Genomic DNA, 17,437 nt, shown 5'->3' with positions numbered 1-17,437 from the left:
GTCGTTCGCCGAGTTGGCCGACGCCCTCGTCGGCGATGTCGACCCGATGGACTTCCTCCAGCTGGTCACCGTCACCTGCGTCGATGTGCTGGGCGGCGCAGCCGCGGGGGTGCTGCTGAGCGACCATCGCGGCGCCCTACGCGTGGCGGCCGCCTCGTCCGAACAAGCTCTGCAGCTGCTGCAACGACATCCCGACGACGGTCCGTCACTCGAGTGCTTTCGCACCGGCCGACCGATCGCCGTGGCCGACCTGGCTGCCTGCGTCGACCGGTGGACGGACTTCGTCGCGCAAGCCCGCGGCAGGGGTTTCGTCTCGGCCCTCGCCGTCCCCATGCGCTTGCGCGCCGAACTCATCGGTGTGCTCACGGTGTACGGCACCGAGCCGGTGGTCCGGGACGCCGCCACCTTGCGACTGGGCCAGGCCCTCGCCGACATGGCCACGATCGGGCTGCTGCAGCTGGGCGCGACCCGTTCCCGCGAAAGAGTCGTCGAGCGGTTGCAGACGACGATCAACAACCGGATCATCGTGGAACAGGCCAAAGGTGTCCTCGCCGAACGTCTCCACCTCAACATGGATCGCTCTTTCGCGCTGCTGCACGACACCGCGAGCAGAGACAGCCGCCGACTGTCAGATCTCGCCCGTGCCATCGTTGACGGATCGGAGCTGGTCTTCTGACCACGAGTCGAGCCCGCCGAGCGGGCTGCGGGAGGCGGCCATCAGAGCCGCACCAGGGCTGCGGGCGGGAGGGCTGGTCAGACGGTCGGGTCGGGTTGCCGTGGCTCGCTGAGAGCCGGAACGCTGGCAGGATCCTCGATGACGGCGCGCGAGACGTCACCCAGGCGAAGGTTGCGGCTTCGGCTGTACGCGCGGATCAGCGCGAACGCGTCGTCCACGCTCACCCCACGCAGCTGGGCGACCGCCCCCTTGGCCTGCTCGATGACGATGCGGCTGTTCAGCGCTCCCTGCAGCTGCTCGGTGAGCTGTTCGCCCCTGCTGGCCGCCCGTGCCTGGAGCAGCCCGATCGCGGCCACGTCGGCCAGGGCCTGCACGATCTGCGCGTCGGTCTCGGCCAGCCGGGCACCGACATCAGTGCCGAACACGTTCATGGCGCCGATCCGGTCCGCGCGCAGCCGTAGCGGGAACGCGTGGACGGAACGGAAACCTGCCTGTACGGCCCTGGGGGAGAACAGCGGCCAGCGATCGGCCGCGCCTTGCAGATCGGCGTTGATCACCGGCTCGCCGGTACGAAAAGCGTCCAGACACGGCCCTTCGTGGTTCTGCACCTGGAAGAGCTCAAGGATCTTGACGTTCTCGTTCGACGCGGCCACGAACTCCAGCCGCCCCTGCTGGTCTGCCAGCAGCAGCCCCACCGGAGATCCGCCCAGCAGGTCGGCGGTGTGCTCGGCCAGCATCTGCAGGAAGTCGATCACGTCGAACTCGTCCACCAGGGTGTCGGCGATCTCGACGAACACCTGGGCAAGCCGCGGCGCGAACACGGAAGTCACGGACGCCTCCATCCCTTCGTATGCATGGACTGACCGGTCATGGTTGGGGTCCGTCGATCCTGAGGCGTCGAGCCACGATGTCCGCGGCGACATCGGGCAGGCGACGATCGTGGGCGTAAGCGTAGGCGCGAATCCGTACCATCGCCTCCGCCAGGCCCACACCCAATTGAATGGAGACCATGCCCTGCGCCTGGAACAGTTCGGCCCGCGAACCCAGCGACCGGTCCAGCCAGTCCTCGGCTGGATACGGCTCGCTGCCGTCCCGACGCAGCAACGTGGCCACGGCCACCTCCGCGAAGGCCAGGGCCAGCGCCAGTTCCTGCGGCGAGAGCATGCCCACCCGGCCGCGGAAGACGTCCATCACACCCAGGCGCGCGGCTCCGACCTGCAGTGGAAACGAGAACACCGCCCGCACGCCGCCGGCCTGAGCTTCCGGCGTGTAGACGGGCCATCGCGCCATCGCACCGTCGGCCAGGTCGGAGACCAGGACCGGCCGCCTGCACTCGAACGCCTCCCGGCAGGGGCCTTCGCCCAGAGTGACCTGTAGCTCCTCGAGCCGTTCGGTCGCCGAATCGGACGCCGCGGTCATTCCGCGCATTCCATTCCCGGCCATGATCGTCACCCCCGCGCCGCGAGCCGACAGCGCGCGTACAGCGGCACTGCACAAGCGCCGCAACCCGGCGATGCCGCCGCCGTCGTCGCCACCCGATGCGGGCTCGCGCGAAATGAGCCTTTCCACATGGGCGTACCGGTCATCCACTGTCACCCACCATCTGCGGCACCCGGCGGCAGTCAGTGCCTCGCCCGACCCACGTACCGTTCAGTGCGGCATTTTCCTCACTTGAGTATATTCCAGCGCGTTTGTCGGGTCGAATGGTGTCTCGTGCCGCCCGGTGCGGGGGTCATCCGTTGTGTGAGCGGCCCGCCGTCGACAGCCCATGGGAGTAGGCTGAATGACGTTCGCTTTTACCTCTGCCCCAGACCCCGGCAGATGCCTGGATGCGTGGGGGTAACAATGAACAGTTCTTACTGTCGGATGAACATCACCATGTCGGTCAGGCCCGACCCCCGGGTCATCCGGATGTGGATCACAGGGGACGTCGATCTGCTCGAGCCGTGCGACGTCGCGATATCGCGCCGGTGCCTGTCCCTCACCAGATGCGCAACGACAGTGCACGTCGACCTGGCCGGGATAACGTTCGGCGGCTCCGCCCTCATTCATTATCTGTTCGCCCTGGCCCGGCGGGCCGAGCCCGGTGCGCTGCACGTACACGGCGCCCATGGTCTGGTCCGGGCGGTCATAGACCATGCTTTCCTGGCTGAGGTGGCGATGATCCACGACGACCCCGTCGACGGCACGGGCGACCTGTCGGCGGAATCGCTCATGCTGTCGGCCGAGCCGGGCACCGGCCGATGTGGTCACAGCCTCTGCCGAGGGGCATGATCGAAACCTTGCAGGAGTCTTGAACTGCTGATCGTTGCGGCGCGCATCCGAACATGGCGGCGGGCCGACGACGATGTGAGCCGCCGCGCCGGACGGCAGACGATGACGCGAGAATCCCATTAGGGTGCGGAGTGTGCCCGCGTTGCCCACCCTGTTGCCGATGGCGATCTACTGCTGGTGCGCGTTGGAAGTCGTGCTGGTGGTGCGCGATCTCGCGCGCGGGCAGGGTCGCCGGCGTCGCGACCGCGGCACGCGCGTGCTCGTCCAACTGGCCCTCGGCGGCGCATTCCTGCTCGGCTGGCTGATGCGCAACTGGGTACCCGGTCTGGACACCCCGGCTCGGGACGTCTTCGCCGCCGCGGGAGCCGTCGTGATCTGGGCGGGGCTGGCCGTGCGCAGCTGGGCGGTGGTGACGCTCGGGCGGTCCTTCCGCACGTTCATCGAAGTCGACGCCGATCAGGTCGTGGTGACCGACGGCCCCTACCGATGGGTGCGGCATCCCTCGTATACGGGCCTGCTGCTGGTCACGGTGGGGTTCGGCCTCGGCGTGGGGAACTGGCTGTCGCTGGCGGTATGTGTTGTCGTCCCGCTGGCGGGGCTGCTGCCGCGGATCGCGGTCGAGGAGTCCGAGATGACCCGGGTGTTGGGTGAGCAGTACCGCAGCTATCAGAGGGTGTCGTATCGGCTCGTGCCGGGACTCTGGTAGAGGGTGACGGCGGCCACCGGAGCGTTCCGCGCGGGCCGTACGATCGGCGCCGGTCACGCCGTGGAGCTGTCGAACCGGCCGGGGGAGTCTCTAGCCGCACACCGGCAGCACGAGCCTCAGCAGGGCACCGCTTCGGCAGGGCAACGCCTGGGCGGTGCCGCCATGAGCCTCGGCGACCTGCCGGACGATGGCCAGGCCCAATCCGGAGCCGGGGTGGGCGCGGGCCGTGGGGGAGCGGTAGAAGCGGTCGAACACGAATTCCAGGTCGTCGTCGGGGATGCCGGGGCCGCTGTCGGCCACGTCGAGGATGCCCGCCTGGACTTCGACGCGGATCCGACCGCTGGGCGGACTCCATTTCACCGCGTTGTCGACGAGGTTGGCCACGGCACGTTCCAACGCGTCGGGGTCGCCGTGGACCAGGGTGGGCACGCAGGCCAGGTCGAAGTGCAGCTGCGGGGCGCGCCGGGCGGCGCGGGCCGCGACGCGCTGCGCGACCAGATCGAGACGGACGTCCTCGGTGTGGAACGGCGCCTGACCGTAGCGGGCCAGGTCGACCAGGTCGTTGACCAGCGCCTTGAGTTCGATGGCCTGGTCGAGGGCTTCGGCGGCCAGGACCGGGGCCTGCGGGTCGGCGAGGTTCTCGGCCAGCAGTTCGAGGTTCACCGTCAGGCTGGTCAGCGGGGTGCGCAGTTCGTGGGAGGCGTCGGCGACCAGGCGGCGCTGCGCACCGACCGACTCGTCCAGGGCCGCTGTCATCGCCGCGAACGCCGACCCGAGCCGGCCGATCTCGTCGCGACTGTCGGCGGGGATCGCGATGGCCAGGTCGCCGGTCGCGCGGATGAGTTCGACGGTCTCGGTGAGCTGGTGCACCGGCCGCAGCACGCGCCGGGCCGCCAGGCGTGCGGCCAGCGCCGCCAGCAGTCCCGCGGCGACGGTCGAACCGGCGAGCAGCCAGAGCAGGTCGCGCAGGGTCGGCGCGGGATCGGATTCCGGTATGGCAGTGCGCACAAGTGCCCGCTGCGAGCCAGGAAACGGGGCAGTGTAGACGCGGTAGGTGACGCCGTTGTAGACCGCGTCCCGGAAGTAGGCGGCGGCTGTCCCGTCGGCGACAGCCACGTCGCGGGCGGTGAGCTCGACGAACTGGGTCGATGGGCCCACCTGCACCGGGCCCGGGATGATCTGCAGCTGGGTGCTGCCGATGCCGAGCGGAACTGCGGGAAAGTCCGGCTCGGCGGACGAGTCCTGATATTTGGCTTTGATGGCCTTGGCGACATCCGGTGCCTGTCCGGCGGCCACGATGAGCGAGTCGTCGATGTGGCGGCGGAGGTTGGCCTCCACCGCCGGATACAGCACCACGGCCACGAGCACCACGGCACCGGCGGCAACCGCTCCGCCGGCGATGGCCAGCCGGTCGCGCAGCTTCACGGCTCCTCGCGTAGGACGTAGCCGAGGCCGCGGATGGTGTGGATCAGCCGGTCGCCGCCGTCGGCCTCGAGCTTGCCGCGCAGGTAGCTGATGTAGACCCACAGGGCTGTCGACTCGGGGCCGAAGTCGTAGCCCCAGACGGATTCGAAGATCTGGGTCCGGCTGAGCACTCGGCGTGGGTGGCGCAGGAACAGCTCCAGCAGCGACAGTTCCGTCTTGGTCAGGTCCAGGCGCCGGCCGCCGCGTTGCGCCCGGTAGCCGTTGAGGTCCAGCTCGACGTCGGCGAAGCGGAGGACCTCGGTCTTGGCGCCGCTTCGCCGCAGCAGCGCTCTGAGCCGGGCCCGCAGCTCTTCAAGGGCGAAGGGTTTGGCCAGGTAGTCGTCGGCGCCTGCGTCGAGTCCGGCGACGCGGTCGGTGACCAGGTCCCGGGCCGTGAGCATCAGGATCGCGGTGTCGTGGCCGCCCGAACGCAGGGTGCGGCATACCTCGAGCCCGTTGGGTTCGGGCATGAGGATGTCGAGGACCACCGCGTCCGGGCGGAAGGTGCTGTGCTCGGCCAGCGCGGACAATCCGTCGGCGGCCGACGACACGTCGTAGCCGTCCCGGCGCAGCGCATGCTCCAGGGATCGGCGTACGGCCGGGTCGTCGTCCACCACGAGTATCCGCATGGTCGCCCATCCTCACCTTCGATGCTGAAGGTGTGCTGTGAGATTCGAGGGTGTCAGTGCTGGTCGAGCGACTGCTTGAGGGCCGACAGCCCGGCGCGGAGCTGGTCGGTGGTGACACCGAGTGAGGCTGCGATGCGGCCGAAGCCCGCGGAGTCCGGGTCGATGCCGTGTCCGGTCGCCCCCAGGGTCACGATGGCGGCGAGCGCGGCTTTGGCCTCGGCCTGGTCGACGCCGAGGATCGCGGCGAAGGACGCCGCGGCGGCGTCGGTGGTCAACGGGGACTGCTGCGGGTCGTCGCCGTCCTTGCCCTGGTGGTGCTTGTCGTCCTTCTTGCCGTTCTTGTCACCGCCATGTGCCGTCTCGACGAGCAACGGCCCGAGCGCGTCCGAGACCTGGGCGGTCGGCAAGCCGAGAGCGGTCGCGACCGCCGCGATGAACGCCTCGGGGGTGGCGTCGGGCGAGTCGGCCAGTGCGGTCTTCGCGGCGATCAGTGCGGCGTCGAGGCGGTCGAGCGTCACGCCGAGCTTCGCGGCGACCGCGGCGAAGTCCGGGCTCTTGCCCGACCTGTCCTTGTCCTTGGACCGGTCCTCCGCTTTGTCGCCCGCCTTGGCCTTGTCGTCTGTCTTGATCACCGCCGAACCCGACTTCGTGGCAGCGGGGCCGGTGTCGGCCGCCGCAGCCGCCGTACCGGTCACGGCCAGTGCGGCCAGCGTCGCCGTGGCCACGGCCATTCGTGTGCGTCTCATCGTCGTGATGCCCTTCGTCCTGGGCGCGCCGGACGGATACCGGCGCCGTGGTGACCACACAACCAACCCGGCCTCAGGCACGCTTTCGGCCGACTTTGGAGTCTCCTTAGAGATCACCCCGCCGTCGAGCTGCCGCCGCGGGGGCTCTTACGGCAGATGTCGATCGCCTATGGAGTGACCCGGCTCGGCCATTTATGATCATGCCGACCAACTCTGGAGGCAACCGTGAAACGTACGCTGGCAACCGCCGCGGCCATGCTCGTGGCCGCCGCGGCCGGAACCGCACTCGCCACTCCCGCACACGCCGACGTCCTCTGCATGACGGTGGAGAACGCCCCGTTCTACGCCTCGATCGACGGGTACGGCGGGACCAGCTACCTCTTCACGCTGAGCCCGGGTCGTGGGTTCCGTGCCGATGGCTGGGGCTACAACGACGTGTACGGCCGCAATTGGATCCGTGGCCACGGCGCGGAACACCCCGATCGCACGGGCTGGGTGCTCCACAATCACACCAACTGCTGATCCTGGTGTCTGCGGCTGCTTCGACCGTCCAGGCGCGGATCGATGCGGCTCGCAGGCGGGTGGCCTGATCGGCGGGCGAGGCTGCCACCTTGCCCGCCGACATCGCGTACGTGCGTCCGTTCTGCACTGTGCGGATGCGACACGCGGCGGTGGTTGTCACGGGGTGGGGTGCCCCGAGCCGGATTTATGACAACCGCTCACTTTGTGGCCGAGGGGCGGGTTGTCGTGTGCTCTGGGCTGCGACGACCGGTCCCACATCCCCAACGTTGCTGACGCTCAAGTGTCGCGATCTCAAGACAACCGCGCAGCAGGAGAGTCTTGCGCTTCTGGCGCTCTACGACGCCGTCACCACGGACCGGGATCTGGGACGGATCGGCGGCACGGACGCCGACTTTCCCGAGCTTCACGAGAACGCCGTGCAGCAGGTGGCCGCGGCCAAGCAGGCTTTGGCAGAGTATGTGAGGACTGGCGGCACCCTGCCGACGCGATACTTCGCCGACGACGTCTACCTCGCGTGGAACCAGCTGGTGGTCTATCGGCAGAACGCCGACGACGTCGCGCCCTCCTGCTCGTAGACGGCCTGGACGAGGTCTTCGCACCCGACCGGCGTGAACAGCTGCTCGCCGACGTGCGCGTCCTTCTCGACGAGCATCCCAGCGTCCGGGTGAACCGCAGGCGCCGCCGTAGCGGTGCCCGCACCTGGGATTGCGGAGCTCAACGCCGGCCCACGGCGCTGAGTCGGTGCCGCAGCGACTCGGCGAACACCTGCCGGTCGAGCACCGTGTGGCCGTAGGCGAGGATCTCCTCGCCGTCGAGCAGCCTGGCCAGCAGTCCCTGCGGGCTGCCGGTCAGCGCCGTCTGCGGGTGTGCGAGCGCGGCGACGCGTTCGCGTGCGCCGACGAGCACCCAGCGGCCGGCGAACATCGGTTTGATGTGCTGGACCTCCCAGAGCAGCGCGTCGGTGGGTTCGGAGACGTCGATGACGACGACATCGCAGACCTGTGCCAGGCCGTGGATCGCTCGCTGCCAGAACGAGGTCGGCACGCTGACGACCATGAGCCGTGGCGCGAAGGTGCGGCGGGCCGCGGCGGCGAGCCGACCGGCCGCCGCGCCGATCTCGTGTTCGCGGTGCACGGACTGTCGGGCGATGCCCTCGGCCCGGCTCGCGGCGCGCCGCGCGGCGAATCCAGCGATCATGATCAGGGCGAACAGGCAGCCGAAGATGATCAGCATGAGCGTGCCCAGGGCGTTGATGAACGCGATCCCGACGGTCTGGGCCAGGCGGTCGCCCGCGGAGTCGGCCTGTGCCAGCGCATTGTCGAGGTTGCGTTGCTCCTGGGCGGCGGCGTCGCCGCTGATGAAGTACCAGACGACCCAGCCGGCCAGCCCCACTCCGACGAGGACCGCCAGCGTCGACAGCCCTCGCTTGGCCGTGCCCACGCCGACCGGGACGACCATCGAGTCGTCGAGGGTCACCAGGCGCCAGGTGCGCCCAGCGGCCCGGCGAAGCGCGAAACTCACTGTGTTCGTCGTCGGCGCGAACCCGAACTTGCGCAGGTAGAGGCCGATTCTGCGCCGCCCGCGGATGAGCCGCAGGCCCAGCCAGACGGCAGCCCCCGCGAGCGCGGTGAAGATCAGCAGCTGCTGCCAGCCCTGCCCGGACATGCTCATCTGCGAGCCAGTGCGCAGGCTGTCGGCGAAGACCACGACCGCCAGCAGCGGTACGACGGCCATCACGAGTCCGGCCGACACCAGCAACACTCCGAGCGTGACGGCGACGAAACGCACCACCGTACGCCCGGCGCCATGCGCCGGCACGCGCTCGACAATCCTTACCGTCATTGCCACCCATCCCAGGAACGACCTCCCGGCAGCATCCATCGTCAGGGATCCCAGCGGCATCGGCCGCACGGAGCGATGTCGTTTGATGGACAGTGTCGTCAGGTCGGCTGATGAGGTTGGTCCTGGCGCCGTTTGATCACTGGTACGCGATAACGTGGGCACATTGGATTCGCATCGGAACCGACGTTCACCGAGGCCCTGTTCGACGGGCTGACGCCCTGGCATCTGCTGGTCATGGCCCTTGCCGCCGTGCCGCTCGCGGTCGTGTGGCGTCGCCGCCTCGCGAACCGTCGCCAACCTGATCCTGAGGTCGCTGTGCTCTCGGCCGCCGCAGACCGCGTGGCGCCGGCGCCGCTCGCTGAGAACAGGCAGGTCACGCAGGTCCACCGGCCGGATCCGCCGCCCCACCCACCAGCGGTGAACGGGGAACCGAAGCCCGTCGAGGCGCCGGCAGCCGCTGCGACGCCCACGTACTCGAAGATCTTCATCAGTTATCGGCGCTCCGACGTCGCGCATGCCGCGCACCGGCTCTACGACTACCTGGCTGACAGGTTCACCGCCGATGCGGTGTTCATCGACCTCGACACGATCGCGCCCGGCGCGGACTTCGTCAGCGCGCTCGACGACGCGCTCAAGCACTGCCGGGTGCTGCTCGCCGTCATCGGGCCGGGCTGGGTCGACGCCGCCGACCCCGACGGTGTGCGCCGCCTGAGCAGCCCCACCGACCTCGTCCGCCGGGAGATCGAAAGTGCCCTGGACCGGGATGTCGTGGTGATCCCCGTCCTGGTGGACGCCGCGATGCCCGGCGAGCACGACCTGCCGGACTCGATGGCGGCGTTCGTGCGCCGCCAGGCGCTCGCGCTGCGGCTGGCCAGTTTCCGCGCGGACTGCGCCAGGCTGGGCGACCACATCAGCATCGTGGTCGCCCAGCCCTGACCGACGGCGGCCGCCGCCGTCCGGTCAGCAGGTCTGTGGGTAGGGCAGGCCGGTGTGGTAGTCGGTCCATTGCTGTTCGGACAGTCCGCGTCCGGCGATCTCGCAGGAGCGGTCCTCCACGTGGTCGCGTTCGTCGCGCAAATCCCCCAGGTCGATCAGTGCCGTGGCTCCGTCGCCTCCGACGGCGAGAGTGCGGTTGTCAGGACTGAACGCCAGCGACCATACGACGGTCCGGGCCGGCGTCAGCGGCGGTCCCAGTGCCGGATAGTTGGATTCCCGCAGGTCCCATAGGAGTACCTGCCCGTCGGTGCCGCCGGTGGCCAGGATCTGGCCGTCGGGGCTGAACTCCAGCGTCTGCACCGGCCCGGTGTGGGCGGTCAGGGTGGGCCCGACCTGGCTGTGGTTGGGGTTGGTCATGTCCCACAGGCGCACCGTGCGGTCGACGCTGGCGGTGGCCAGGGTGTGACTGTCGGGGCTGAACGCGACCTTCCAGACGGTGTTGGTGTGGACCTCGATCGGCTGCCCGATCTGTGCGTGGGAGGGCAGGGTCAGGTCCCACACGCTGACCTTGTTGTCCACGCTCCCCGTGGCCAGCTTGGTTCCGTCCGCGCTGAACGCGACGGAGACGACCTCGTCGGAGTGCCCGATCAGATTGCCCTCGATCTTGGGATATCGGGGCCTGGTGATATCGATCAGCATGACCGTGTGGTTGGCGTTGGCGAGCGCGAGGGTATGGCCGTTAGGGCTGAACGCGACCGCGTAGACGGCGCCGGTCTGCCGGTCCAGGGTCGCCTTGCGTTTCGGTCGCGCGGGAACGGTCATGTCCCACAGGATCACGATGCCGTTGTCGTCGGCGGTGGCCATGGTCTTGCCGTCGGGACTGAAGTCGATGGAGTACACCGCCTCCTGGTGGTCGGTCAGCGGCGGGCCCAGCCGGGTGTAGGGGACGGTCGTGGTGTCCCAGAGCTGGACCGTCCAGTCCTCGCCGACGGTGCCCAGGGTCTTGCCGTCGGGGCTGTAGGCCAGTCCGAACACCCCGTGGACGTGGCCGGGCAGCGGGCCGGCCGGGTGGGGGTAGGGCAGGCGTCGCAGGTCCCAGACCACGGCGGTGGCGTCCTGGCTGGCGGTGACGAACGTCTGGCCGTCGGCGCTGAACCCGATCGCGAAGACGGAGTTCACGTGCGCGACCAGCTGGGACGACACCTGCGGGTGGGTCGGCGTGGTGAGGTTCCACAGCAGCACGGCGCCTTCGTCGCTGCCGACCCCGAGGGTGCGGCCGTCGGGGCTGAACGCCACCGACCAGACCGGCGTGTTCAATGCGGTCAGTGCCTTCCCGATGCGGGGATACGCCAGGTCGGCGGCGTTCCACAGGTTCACCCTGTTGTCCTCACCACCCGTGGCCAGCATGCGACCGTCGGGGCTGAACGCCAGGGCGTACACGGGTGCGATCGACGCTTCGATGGGCGTGCCGAGCATCGACAGGCGCGGACCTGTCGTGTCCCACAGCACCACGTTGCCGTCTCCGTCGGCGGTGGCCAGCACGCGCCCGTCGGGCCGGTACGCCAGGGCGTTGAGGTCGGTGTCGTCGGCCGCGGCCAGTTTGCTCAGCTGTGGATGTCCGGGTGTCGTGGCGTCCCACAAGGTGACGGCACCGGTGTCGTCACCGACGGCCAGCACCCGCCCGGCCGGGTCGAATCGCACGGTGTGAATGGTGATCTTGACTTCGGCGTTGCCGAGGGAGATGGCCGCGCCGTACTGGACCGGCTTCGCCCCGGTGACGTCCCACACGATGACGTTGCCGACGTCGTCGCCGGTGGCCAGGAACTTGCCGTCCGGACTGAACGACAGTGCGTTGAGCGAGTCCTCGGGTTGTCCGGGGACGTCCGTCTCGTGGCGAGGCACACCCGAGGAGTCGAGCGACCACAGGCTGAGCATGCCGTCGTACCGGGCGGTGGCCAGCTGGCTTCCGTCGGGGCTGTAGGCCGCCGCCAGGATCGGCGAGTCTGCGACGAGGGTGGCGATGACCGGGCTGTCGAGAGCGTTGCGCAGCAGGCTGGCGCGGGTACCGTCGTCCCGTTGCACGGCCTGCGCCGCCAGCGACAACTGGACAGCCAGGCGAGGATCGTTGACGCGTACCGCCGAGGCCTCGGCGACGAGCCGTTGCGACACGGCCAGGCGCTGCTCTTCCCGGGCCTGGTGGGCCAGTTTGTCGGCGACATCCAGCTGCCGGAGCGAGATCGCGCTGGTGACCGCGGCCACCACGGTCAGCGCGATCAGGACGGAGACGGTACCGCGGTAGCGCAGCCGGTCCCAGGACCAGCTGGACCGCAGGAAGTCCCGCGACAACTGGTCGAGCCGTCTGCCGGCGGCGCTGCTCGCCCGAGTCTGCTCCCGGGCCAGGGCGAGCTGACCGCCGCGCCACAGCCGGTCGCGGGGGCGCCCGGCCTCGTGCCATTCCTGCGCGGCCCGCCTCACGCCGCGGGTGGCCCGCAGTCCCGAGGCGTCGGCTTGGATCGCGTCGGCCAGCGGTGACCAGGCCGTGAGCAGGCTGGGGTGGGTGAGCCGCACGATCAGGAATTCGTCGTCGCCCTTGTCGACCGTGATTAGCCGGCGGGTCTCGAACTCGACCAGCGCGGTCCACAGCGGCTCGGACAGGCTTTTCAGACGCTGGGACTGCGGCACGACACCGCCACCCGGATCGGCCTCGACCAGCTGCATCAGGCCTTGGACGATGTCGTCACGTGGCATTCCGGTCGCGGCCGCGGCTGCGGTCAGCGCAGCGTCGGCCTGCCGGGTGACGATCGCGGACAGCCCGCCCATGCTGTCGTACCGGCCGGTGGTGATGGTGTTGCCACGGACGACGCCGACCGCCAGCTCCGCCAGCATGAGCTGTAGCAGCGGGAGCGCGTTGCCGTCCCCGGCGTCCTCGACCAGGGTCTTGGCGAGGTAGGGGTCGAGTCTGAACCCCGCCGCCCGAGCCGGTTCCTCGATCACGTCCCGCATCGCCTGGCGACCCGGCGGGCGCAGCGGGTACAGCTGCAACGGCAGGGTCGCGGCCTCGGGCCGGTCGTGCAGCTGCTCGAACGCCTCCCAGCGCATCGTCGTCAGGATCGGCGCCGCCGAGGAAAGGCCCCGCAGTAGGTCGGCGATCCGAGCCAGCCTGGCCGGCGCCAGCGTCGCCAGCTGGCCCAGATCCTCGATGATGACGAGCAGGTGTTCGGGCGTGGCCGATCCGCCGACGCCGGATTCGGGTGCCTGGAGCAGCTCGTCGACCAGCCGGCGCGCGTCATTGGGCTGTTCCAGGGCGCGGGTGACCTCGGTGGTGCCCCATGGCATGCCAGTCTTCCGGCCGGCCAGGATGAGGCAGCGGGCCAGGGCCTGCTCGGGGTCGTCGTCCAGGGTGACGCGCAGGACCCGCCACCTCTGATCCTGGTGGAACCGGGGGAACACGCCGGCCTGGACGAGGGAGCTCTTGCCGCAGCCGGACTGGCCCACGACGACGTGCACCGCGAACCGGTTGCGCGCCTGGCCGTCGATGATCCGTTTGGCGACGGCGTCGATGTCGGCGTGGCGGCCGCGGAAGACCGCACGCCGATCGGGCCCGAAGGCCTGGGCGCCCGGGTAAGGCGACAGCGCCGCGGCATCGTCCCAGCCGCGGCGGCCGTACAACCCTTGATGATCAGCCCAGTCGAGGAGGATCTGCCGGGCGCGGGCGCGCACCTGCTCGGCGTCCTCGCCTGGTTCGGGCACCATTCTGATCTGTTGCCGGTTGTCGAGGATCGGGTGCCGGACGCCGAGTTCGCACAGCAGCGGCACGATGTCCATGCCGTGGCCGACGGCTATGCCGACCTCGGCCGAACACCATGCCGACTGGGTGTGGGCTTCGGTGACCAGGCAGATCACCGAGTCTGCGGCGTGAAGGCGGCTCAGCACCACGTCCCGCCAGTAGTCGCCCGGCTCTGTCGCCAGCGGCATGCTGCTGACGTAGACGTCGTGGCCGGCGGCCGTCAGCCACGACTCGATCAGCGCGGCGAGGGCATGGTCCTGCGAGGAGTGGCTGACGAAGAAGTTCGCCATGGTCGCCCTTCTGGCGGGGTCGGGGGGTGTGCTGTCCGGTCCTGTGTCTGCGCTACCGGCAGGGTTGGAACAGGGAGTCGTCGAGGTTGACCGACAGCTGCACACCGTTGAAGTTGGCGGCGTTGCTGTCCACGCAGAAGCCGGGTGAGGCCGTGTACTCGGCGATGAACACCGGTTTGCCCGCCTGGACGAACTGCTGGTAGACGGCGCACTCACCGTTGGCGTGGCACTCCTCGTTGAGGGCCATGTCGAAGTAGGGCAGCAACAGGGTCGCCTGGGCGATGTCGTTCTTGAAGACGGTGCTCATGCCCCGGGTGTGTGCTTCGTCGGCCAGCCAGGCGTTGTAGTAGGCCTGGTCGGAGCCGGTCAGCGGGAATCCGGTGACGTTGACGAAAGCGTCGATGTTGTCGAATTCGACGGCGTCGAAGCCTTTCGCGTCACACATGTCCAGCCGGGCCCGCATCAGCGCGGCGAGCGCGCTGCCGGGCTGCCGGACGTCGCGTACGTCGAGCCAGTTCTCGCCCTCCCAGCCCACCAGCGGGGAGCCGACGATCGCCGCCGGGAACTGGGCGGCGTCGTCGCGCCAGTCCTCGCGGGAGCCGACGCTGAGGTAGCAGACGGCTTTGATACCGGCGGCATGCAGGGCAGCTACGTCGCCGGCCTGGGCGGCGAAGCCGTCTATGTCGTACATCTGCACGGCTCGGTACGGCGGCGACGGCACGGGGTCCAGCACCCAGTTCCAGGTCGTGGCGACAGCCGGGTGCCAGCAGCCGGGGCAGGCCACGGGGGCGGGCAGTGCCACGGTCGGGGCGGTGGTTGCGGACACCGCAGCGGATGCGGCCGAGGTGTTGCCTGCGGCGTCTCGGGCTTTGACGATGAACACGATGGTGGTTGCCGGTGCGAACCCGGTGAGCGTGGCGGAGGTGCCGGTGACGGTTGCCTCCGGCGTGGCGTCGGCGTCGGCGAAGAGGTCGTACGCGGTGACGGCCACGTTGTCGGTGGCCGCGGTCCAGGACAGCGACACCGACGTGGTGCTCACCCCGGTGACCGTGACAGCGGTGGGGGCGCTGGGCGCGGTGGTGTCGACCGGCGTCGCCGTGACCGGGGCTGAAGCGGCGGAGGTGTTGCCTGCGGCGTCTTTGGCTTTGACGGTGAAGGTGTAGGTGGTGGCGGGGGTGAGTCCGGTGAGGGTGGCGGTGGTGGTGGTGACGGTTGCTGCCGGGGTGGTCGCGCCGTCGATGTGGATCTGGTAGCCGGTCACTGCGACGTTGTCCGTGGACGCCGTCCACGACAGTGACACCGACGTTGCGCTCACCCCGGTTACGACCAGCCCGGAGGGCACACTGGGGGCGGTGGTGTCGGGCGTCGAGCTGGTGGTCAGGACGATCGCCGCGTAGTCGATGTCGGCGTTGTCGCTGGCGTTGGCGGCGACAACTTGCACCTGGACGGCGCCGGTGGTCGAGATGTAGTCAGCAGGTGTTCCTGAAGTGGCGAAGGTGTACAGCGTCCAGGGGCCCCAGTCGGAGGCTGCGGCGGTGGAGCCGACGGTGGTCCACGTGTTGGTGGTCCAGTTCTTCAGCTTGAAGGTCCAGGTCTGCGTGGCAGCGTCCGGCCCCCGGTAGTTGATTTTCAGCTGAATGGCGCTCACCGAGGACGGGCTGACCCCGCCGGGCACGGTGTAGCCGAGGTACCCGCTGTAGGCGCCCATGAATTCGATGTACTTCGTCCAGGTGTCCTGGGTGCCGGACTGGTCCTGGACGGTCAGGTTGGTGACGGACTGCCCGCTGCCGAGCTGGCCCGCGCTGGTGGTGAGGCTGGCGGGGGTCAGCGTTGTCGTGCCGCCGCTCGCGGCCGACGTCGTGCCGGTCGCGCCGGTGGATGCGGCGGAGGTGTTGCCGGCGGCGTCTTTGGCTTTGACGGTGAAGGTGTAGGTGGTGGCGGGGGTGAGTCCGGTGAGGGTGGCGGTGAGGCCGGTGACGGTGGTTGCCGGGGTGGTCGCGCCGTCGATGTGGATCTGGTAGCCGGTCACTGCGACGTTGTCTGTGGATGCCGTCCATGACAGTGACACCGACGACGTGCTCACCCCGGTCACCACCAGGCCCGACGGAGCACTCGGCGCGGTCGTGTCGGCTGCCGCCGACGTCGTACCGGTGGCGCCGGTGGATGCGGCGGAGGTGTTGCCGGCGGCGTCTTTGGCTTTGACGGTGAAGGTGTAGGTGGTGGCGGGGGTGAGTCCGGTGAGGGTGGCGGTGAGGCCGGTGACGGTTGCTGCCGGGGTGGTCGCGCCGTCGATGTGGATCTGGTAGCCGGTCACTGCGACGTTGTCTGTGGACGCCGTCCACGACAGCGACACCGACGACGCGCTCACCCCGGTCACCACCAGCCCGGAGGGCACACTGGGGGCGGTGGTGTCGGCCGCGGCCGACGTCGTACCGGTGGCACTGGCCGAAGCGGCGGAGACGTTACCGGCCGCATCCCTGGCCTTGACGGTGAACGTGTACGCCGTCGATGCCGCCAGCCCGGTGACCGTGGCGGTCGTGCCGGTGACCGAGGCGACCGGGGAGGGGCCACCGCCCTGGTAGAGGTCATAGGCCGTGACAGCGGTGTCGTCGCTGGCCGCGGACCAGGACAATGACACCGACGAGCTGGTCACCGACGTCACCGCGAGGTTCGCCGGGGTGCTCGGAGCGGTGGTGTCGGCGCCGGCGGGGTAGGTCAGGACGATGGCCGCGTAGTCGAGGTCTGCGGCATCGTCGTCGTTGCCGGCGGTCAGCTGCAGCTGTATGGCGCCGCTGGAGGAGATGTAGTCGGCGAGGGTGCCACCGGCGCTTAAAGTCAGCAACGTCCATGGCCCCCAGTCGGAGGCGGAGGCGTTGGAGCCGATCGTGGTCCAGGTGCCGGTGGACCAGTTCTTCAGCTTGAAGGTCCAGGGTTGGGTCGCAGCGTCCGGCCCCCGGTAGTTGATTTTCGCCTGGATGCCGGTGACCGCCGACGCGGAGACGCCGCCGGGGACGGCGTAAGTCAGCTGTCCGGAGTAGGCGCCGCCGAACTCCACGTACTTGCTCCAGGTGTCCTGGGTTCCCGACTGGTCCTGGACGTTCAGGTTGGTCACCGGCTGGCCGCCACCGACGGTCCCGGCACTCGTGGTGAGCGACGACGGCGTCAGCACCGACGTAGCCGCGCTGGCCGGGCTGGGATTGAGAGCGACGCCTGCGGCCGCCATGGTCACGCCTACGCAGATTCTTCCCAGGATTCTCTTTGCCCGGGTTCGACGGTCGGTGCGCATGGCAACTCCTCGCTCATCGGAACAGGGGCTTGTCGGCGTGTGGGGCGGCATTGCGACTCCACTATGCACCGGCCGCACAAATGATCGACGTCGACCACTGCGGATTCAGCCTATACGGACGGGAAATGATCGCAATGGGTCGCGTAGCACCGTTCGGACATTGTTTCAAGCCGATCTTCCCGCGGCCTCTCTTGTCTGCTCGACCTCCCCATCGACCTGGTCGGCGTCGGTCAGTGAAACGTCTTTCCGGACAACTCGCCGCGCGCATCGATCGCATCT

The 17,437-nt window shown here is 69.3% G+C and carries 14 protein-coding genes; 6 read left to right on the top strand and 8 right to left on the bottom strand.

The window, feature by feature from the left end; genetic code table 11:
- Window positions 1-13: 13 nt before the first annotated feature.
- Window positions 14-676, top strand: coding sequence for a GAF and ANTAR domain-containing protein (locus tag KUA19_RS40170; RefSeq protein WP_217404939.1), 663 nt, complete (start codon window positions 14-16; stop codon window positions 674-676).
- A gap of 77 nt (window positions 677-753) precedes the next feature.
- Here the strand turns inward: KUA19_RS40170 and KUA19_RS40165 are convergent, their stop codons facing one another.
- Together KUA19_RS40165 and KUA19_RS40160 are read right to left on the bottom strand one after the other, a co-directional pair.
- Complete coding sequence (locus KUA19_RS40165) at window positions 754-1,506, bottom strand: GAF and ANTAR domain-containing protein (RefSeq protein WP_217404937.1); 753 nt, start codon at window positions 1,504-1,506, stop codon at window positions 754-756.
- A gap of 37 nt (window positions 1,507-1,543) precedes the next feature.
- The gene (locus KUA19_RS40160) at window positions 1,544-2,266 is read right to left on the bottom strand and encodes a GAF and ANTAR domain-containing protein (RefSeq protein ID WP_308167923.1); all 723 of its coding nucleotides are present in this window, start codon (window positions 2,264-2,266) and stop codon (window positions 1,544-1,546) included.
- A gap of 276 nt (window positions 2,267-2,542) precedes the next feature.
- Between KUA19_RS40160 and KUA19_RS40155 the strand changes: the two genes are divergently transcribed.
- A complete protein-coding gene (locus tag KUA19_RS40155; RefSeq protein ID WP_217404933.1) occupies window positions 2,543-2,950 on the top strand; it encodes a hypothetical protein in 408 nt (135 codons plus the stop codon).
- 160 nt (window positions 2,951-3,110) lie between these two features.
- Window positions 3,111-3,656: a methyltransferase family protein gene (locus tag KUA19_RS40150; protein ID WP_217404931.1), complete on the top strand. Its 546-nt coding sequence runs from the start codon at window positions 3,111-3,113 to the stop codon at window positions 3,654-3,656.
- 90 nt (window positions 3,657-3,746) lie between these two features.
- On the opposite strand, the gene KUA19_RS40145 is transcribed toward KUA19_RS40150, so the two are convergent.
- The 3 genes from KUA19_RS40145 to KUA19_RS40135 are packed head-to-tail and all read right to left on the bottom strand — an operon-like array spanning window position 3,747 to window position 6,495.
- Entirely contained in the window at window positions 3,747-5,081 is a 1,335-nt protein-coding gene (locus tag KUA19_RS40145; RefSeq protein WP_217404929.1) for a sensor histidine kinase, read from the bottom strand.
- Window positions 5,078-5,749, bottom strand: coding sequence for a response regulator transcription factor (locus tag KUA19_RS40140; RefSeq protein WP_217404927.1), 672 nt, complete (start codon window positions 5,747-5,749; stop codon window positions 5,078-5,080). The genes KUA19_RS40145 and KUA19_RS40140 overlap by 4 nt, the downstream gene beginning before the upstream one ends.
- A 53-nt stretch (window positions 5,750-5,802) precedes the next feature.
- Window positions 5,803-6,495 (bottom strand): hypothetical protein, encoded by a 693-nt coding sequence (locus tag KUA19_RS40135; RefSeq protein WP_217404926.1) that lies wholly within the window; start codon window positions 6,493-6,495, stop codon window positions 5,803-5,805.
- Between the two features lie 225 nt (window positions 6,496-6,720).
- Here KUA19_RS40135 and KUA19_RS40130 point away from each other — a divergent pair, with 225 nt between their 5' ends.
- Both KUA19_RS40130 and KUA19_RS40125 read left to right on the top strand, forming a co-directional pair.
- Window positions 6,721-7,017, top strand: coding sequence for a hypothetical protein (locus tag KUA19_RS40130; RefSeq protein WP_217404925.1), 297 nt, complete (start codon window positions 6,721-6,723; stop codon window positions 7,015-7,017).
- Window positions 7,018-7,283: 266 nt separating this feature from the next.
- Window positions 7,284-7,592: a hypothetical protein gene (locus KUA19_RS40125; protein WP_217404924.1), complete on the top strand. Its 309-nt coding sequence runs from the start codon at window positions 7,284-7,286 to the stop codon at window positions 7,590-7,592.
- Between the two features lie 139 nt (window positions 7,593-7,731).
- Here the strand turns inward: KUA19_RS40125 and KUA19_RS40120 are convergent, their stop codons facing one another.
- On the bottom strand, window positions 7,732-9,246 hold the full coding sequence (locus tag KUA19_RS40120; RefSeq protein WP_217404923.1) for a hypothetical protein: 1,515 nt from the start codon (window positions 9,244-9,246) through the stop codon (window positions 7,732-7,734).
- A 30-nt stretch (window positions 9,247-9,276) separates the two neighbouring features.
- Here KUA19_RS40120 and KUA19_RS40115 point away from each other — a divergent pair, with 30 nt between their 5' ends.
- Window positions 9,277-9,795, top strand: coding sequence for a toll/interleukin-1 receptor domain-containing protein (locus KUA19_RS40115; RefSeq protein WP_217404922.1), 519 nt, complete (start codon window positions 9,277-9,279; stop codon window positions 9,793-9,795).
- 24 nt (window positions 9,796-9,819) lie between these two features.
- Here KUA19_RS40115 and KUA19_RS40110 read toward each other — a convergent pair whose 3' ends face one another.
- Both KUA19_RS40110 and KUA19_RS44345 read right to left on the bottom strand, forming a co-directional pair.
- Window positions 9,820-13,872, bottom strand: coding sequence for an nSTAND1 domain-containing NTPase (locus tag KUA19_RS40110; protein WP_217404921.1), 4,053 nt, complete (start codon window positions 13,870-13,872; stop codon window positions 9,820-9,822).
- 52 nt (window positions 13,873-13,924) lie between these two features.
- Window positions 13,925-17,095 carry an endo alpha-1,4 polygalactosaminidase gene (locus KUA19_RS44345; RefSeq protein WP_302563822.1) on the bottom strand — a complete coding sequence of 1,057 codons (3,171 nt, stop codon included), beginning with the start codon at window positions 17,093-17,095 and terminating at the stop codon, window positions 13,925-13,927.
- Window positions 17,096-17,437: the final 342 nt, after the last annotated feature.

The organism is Catellatospora tritici (assembly GCF_019083965.1).
Lineage (GTDB): Bacteria > Actinomycetota > Actinomycetes > Mycobacteriales > Micromonosporaceae > Catellatospora > Catellatospora tritici.
This window is presented reverse-complemented; position numbering and strand designations above follow the sequence as displayed.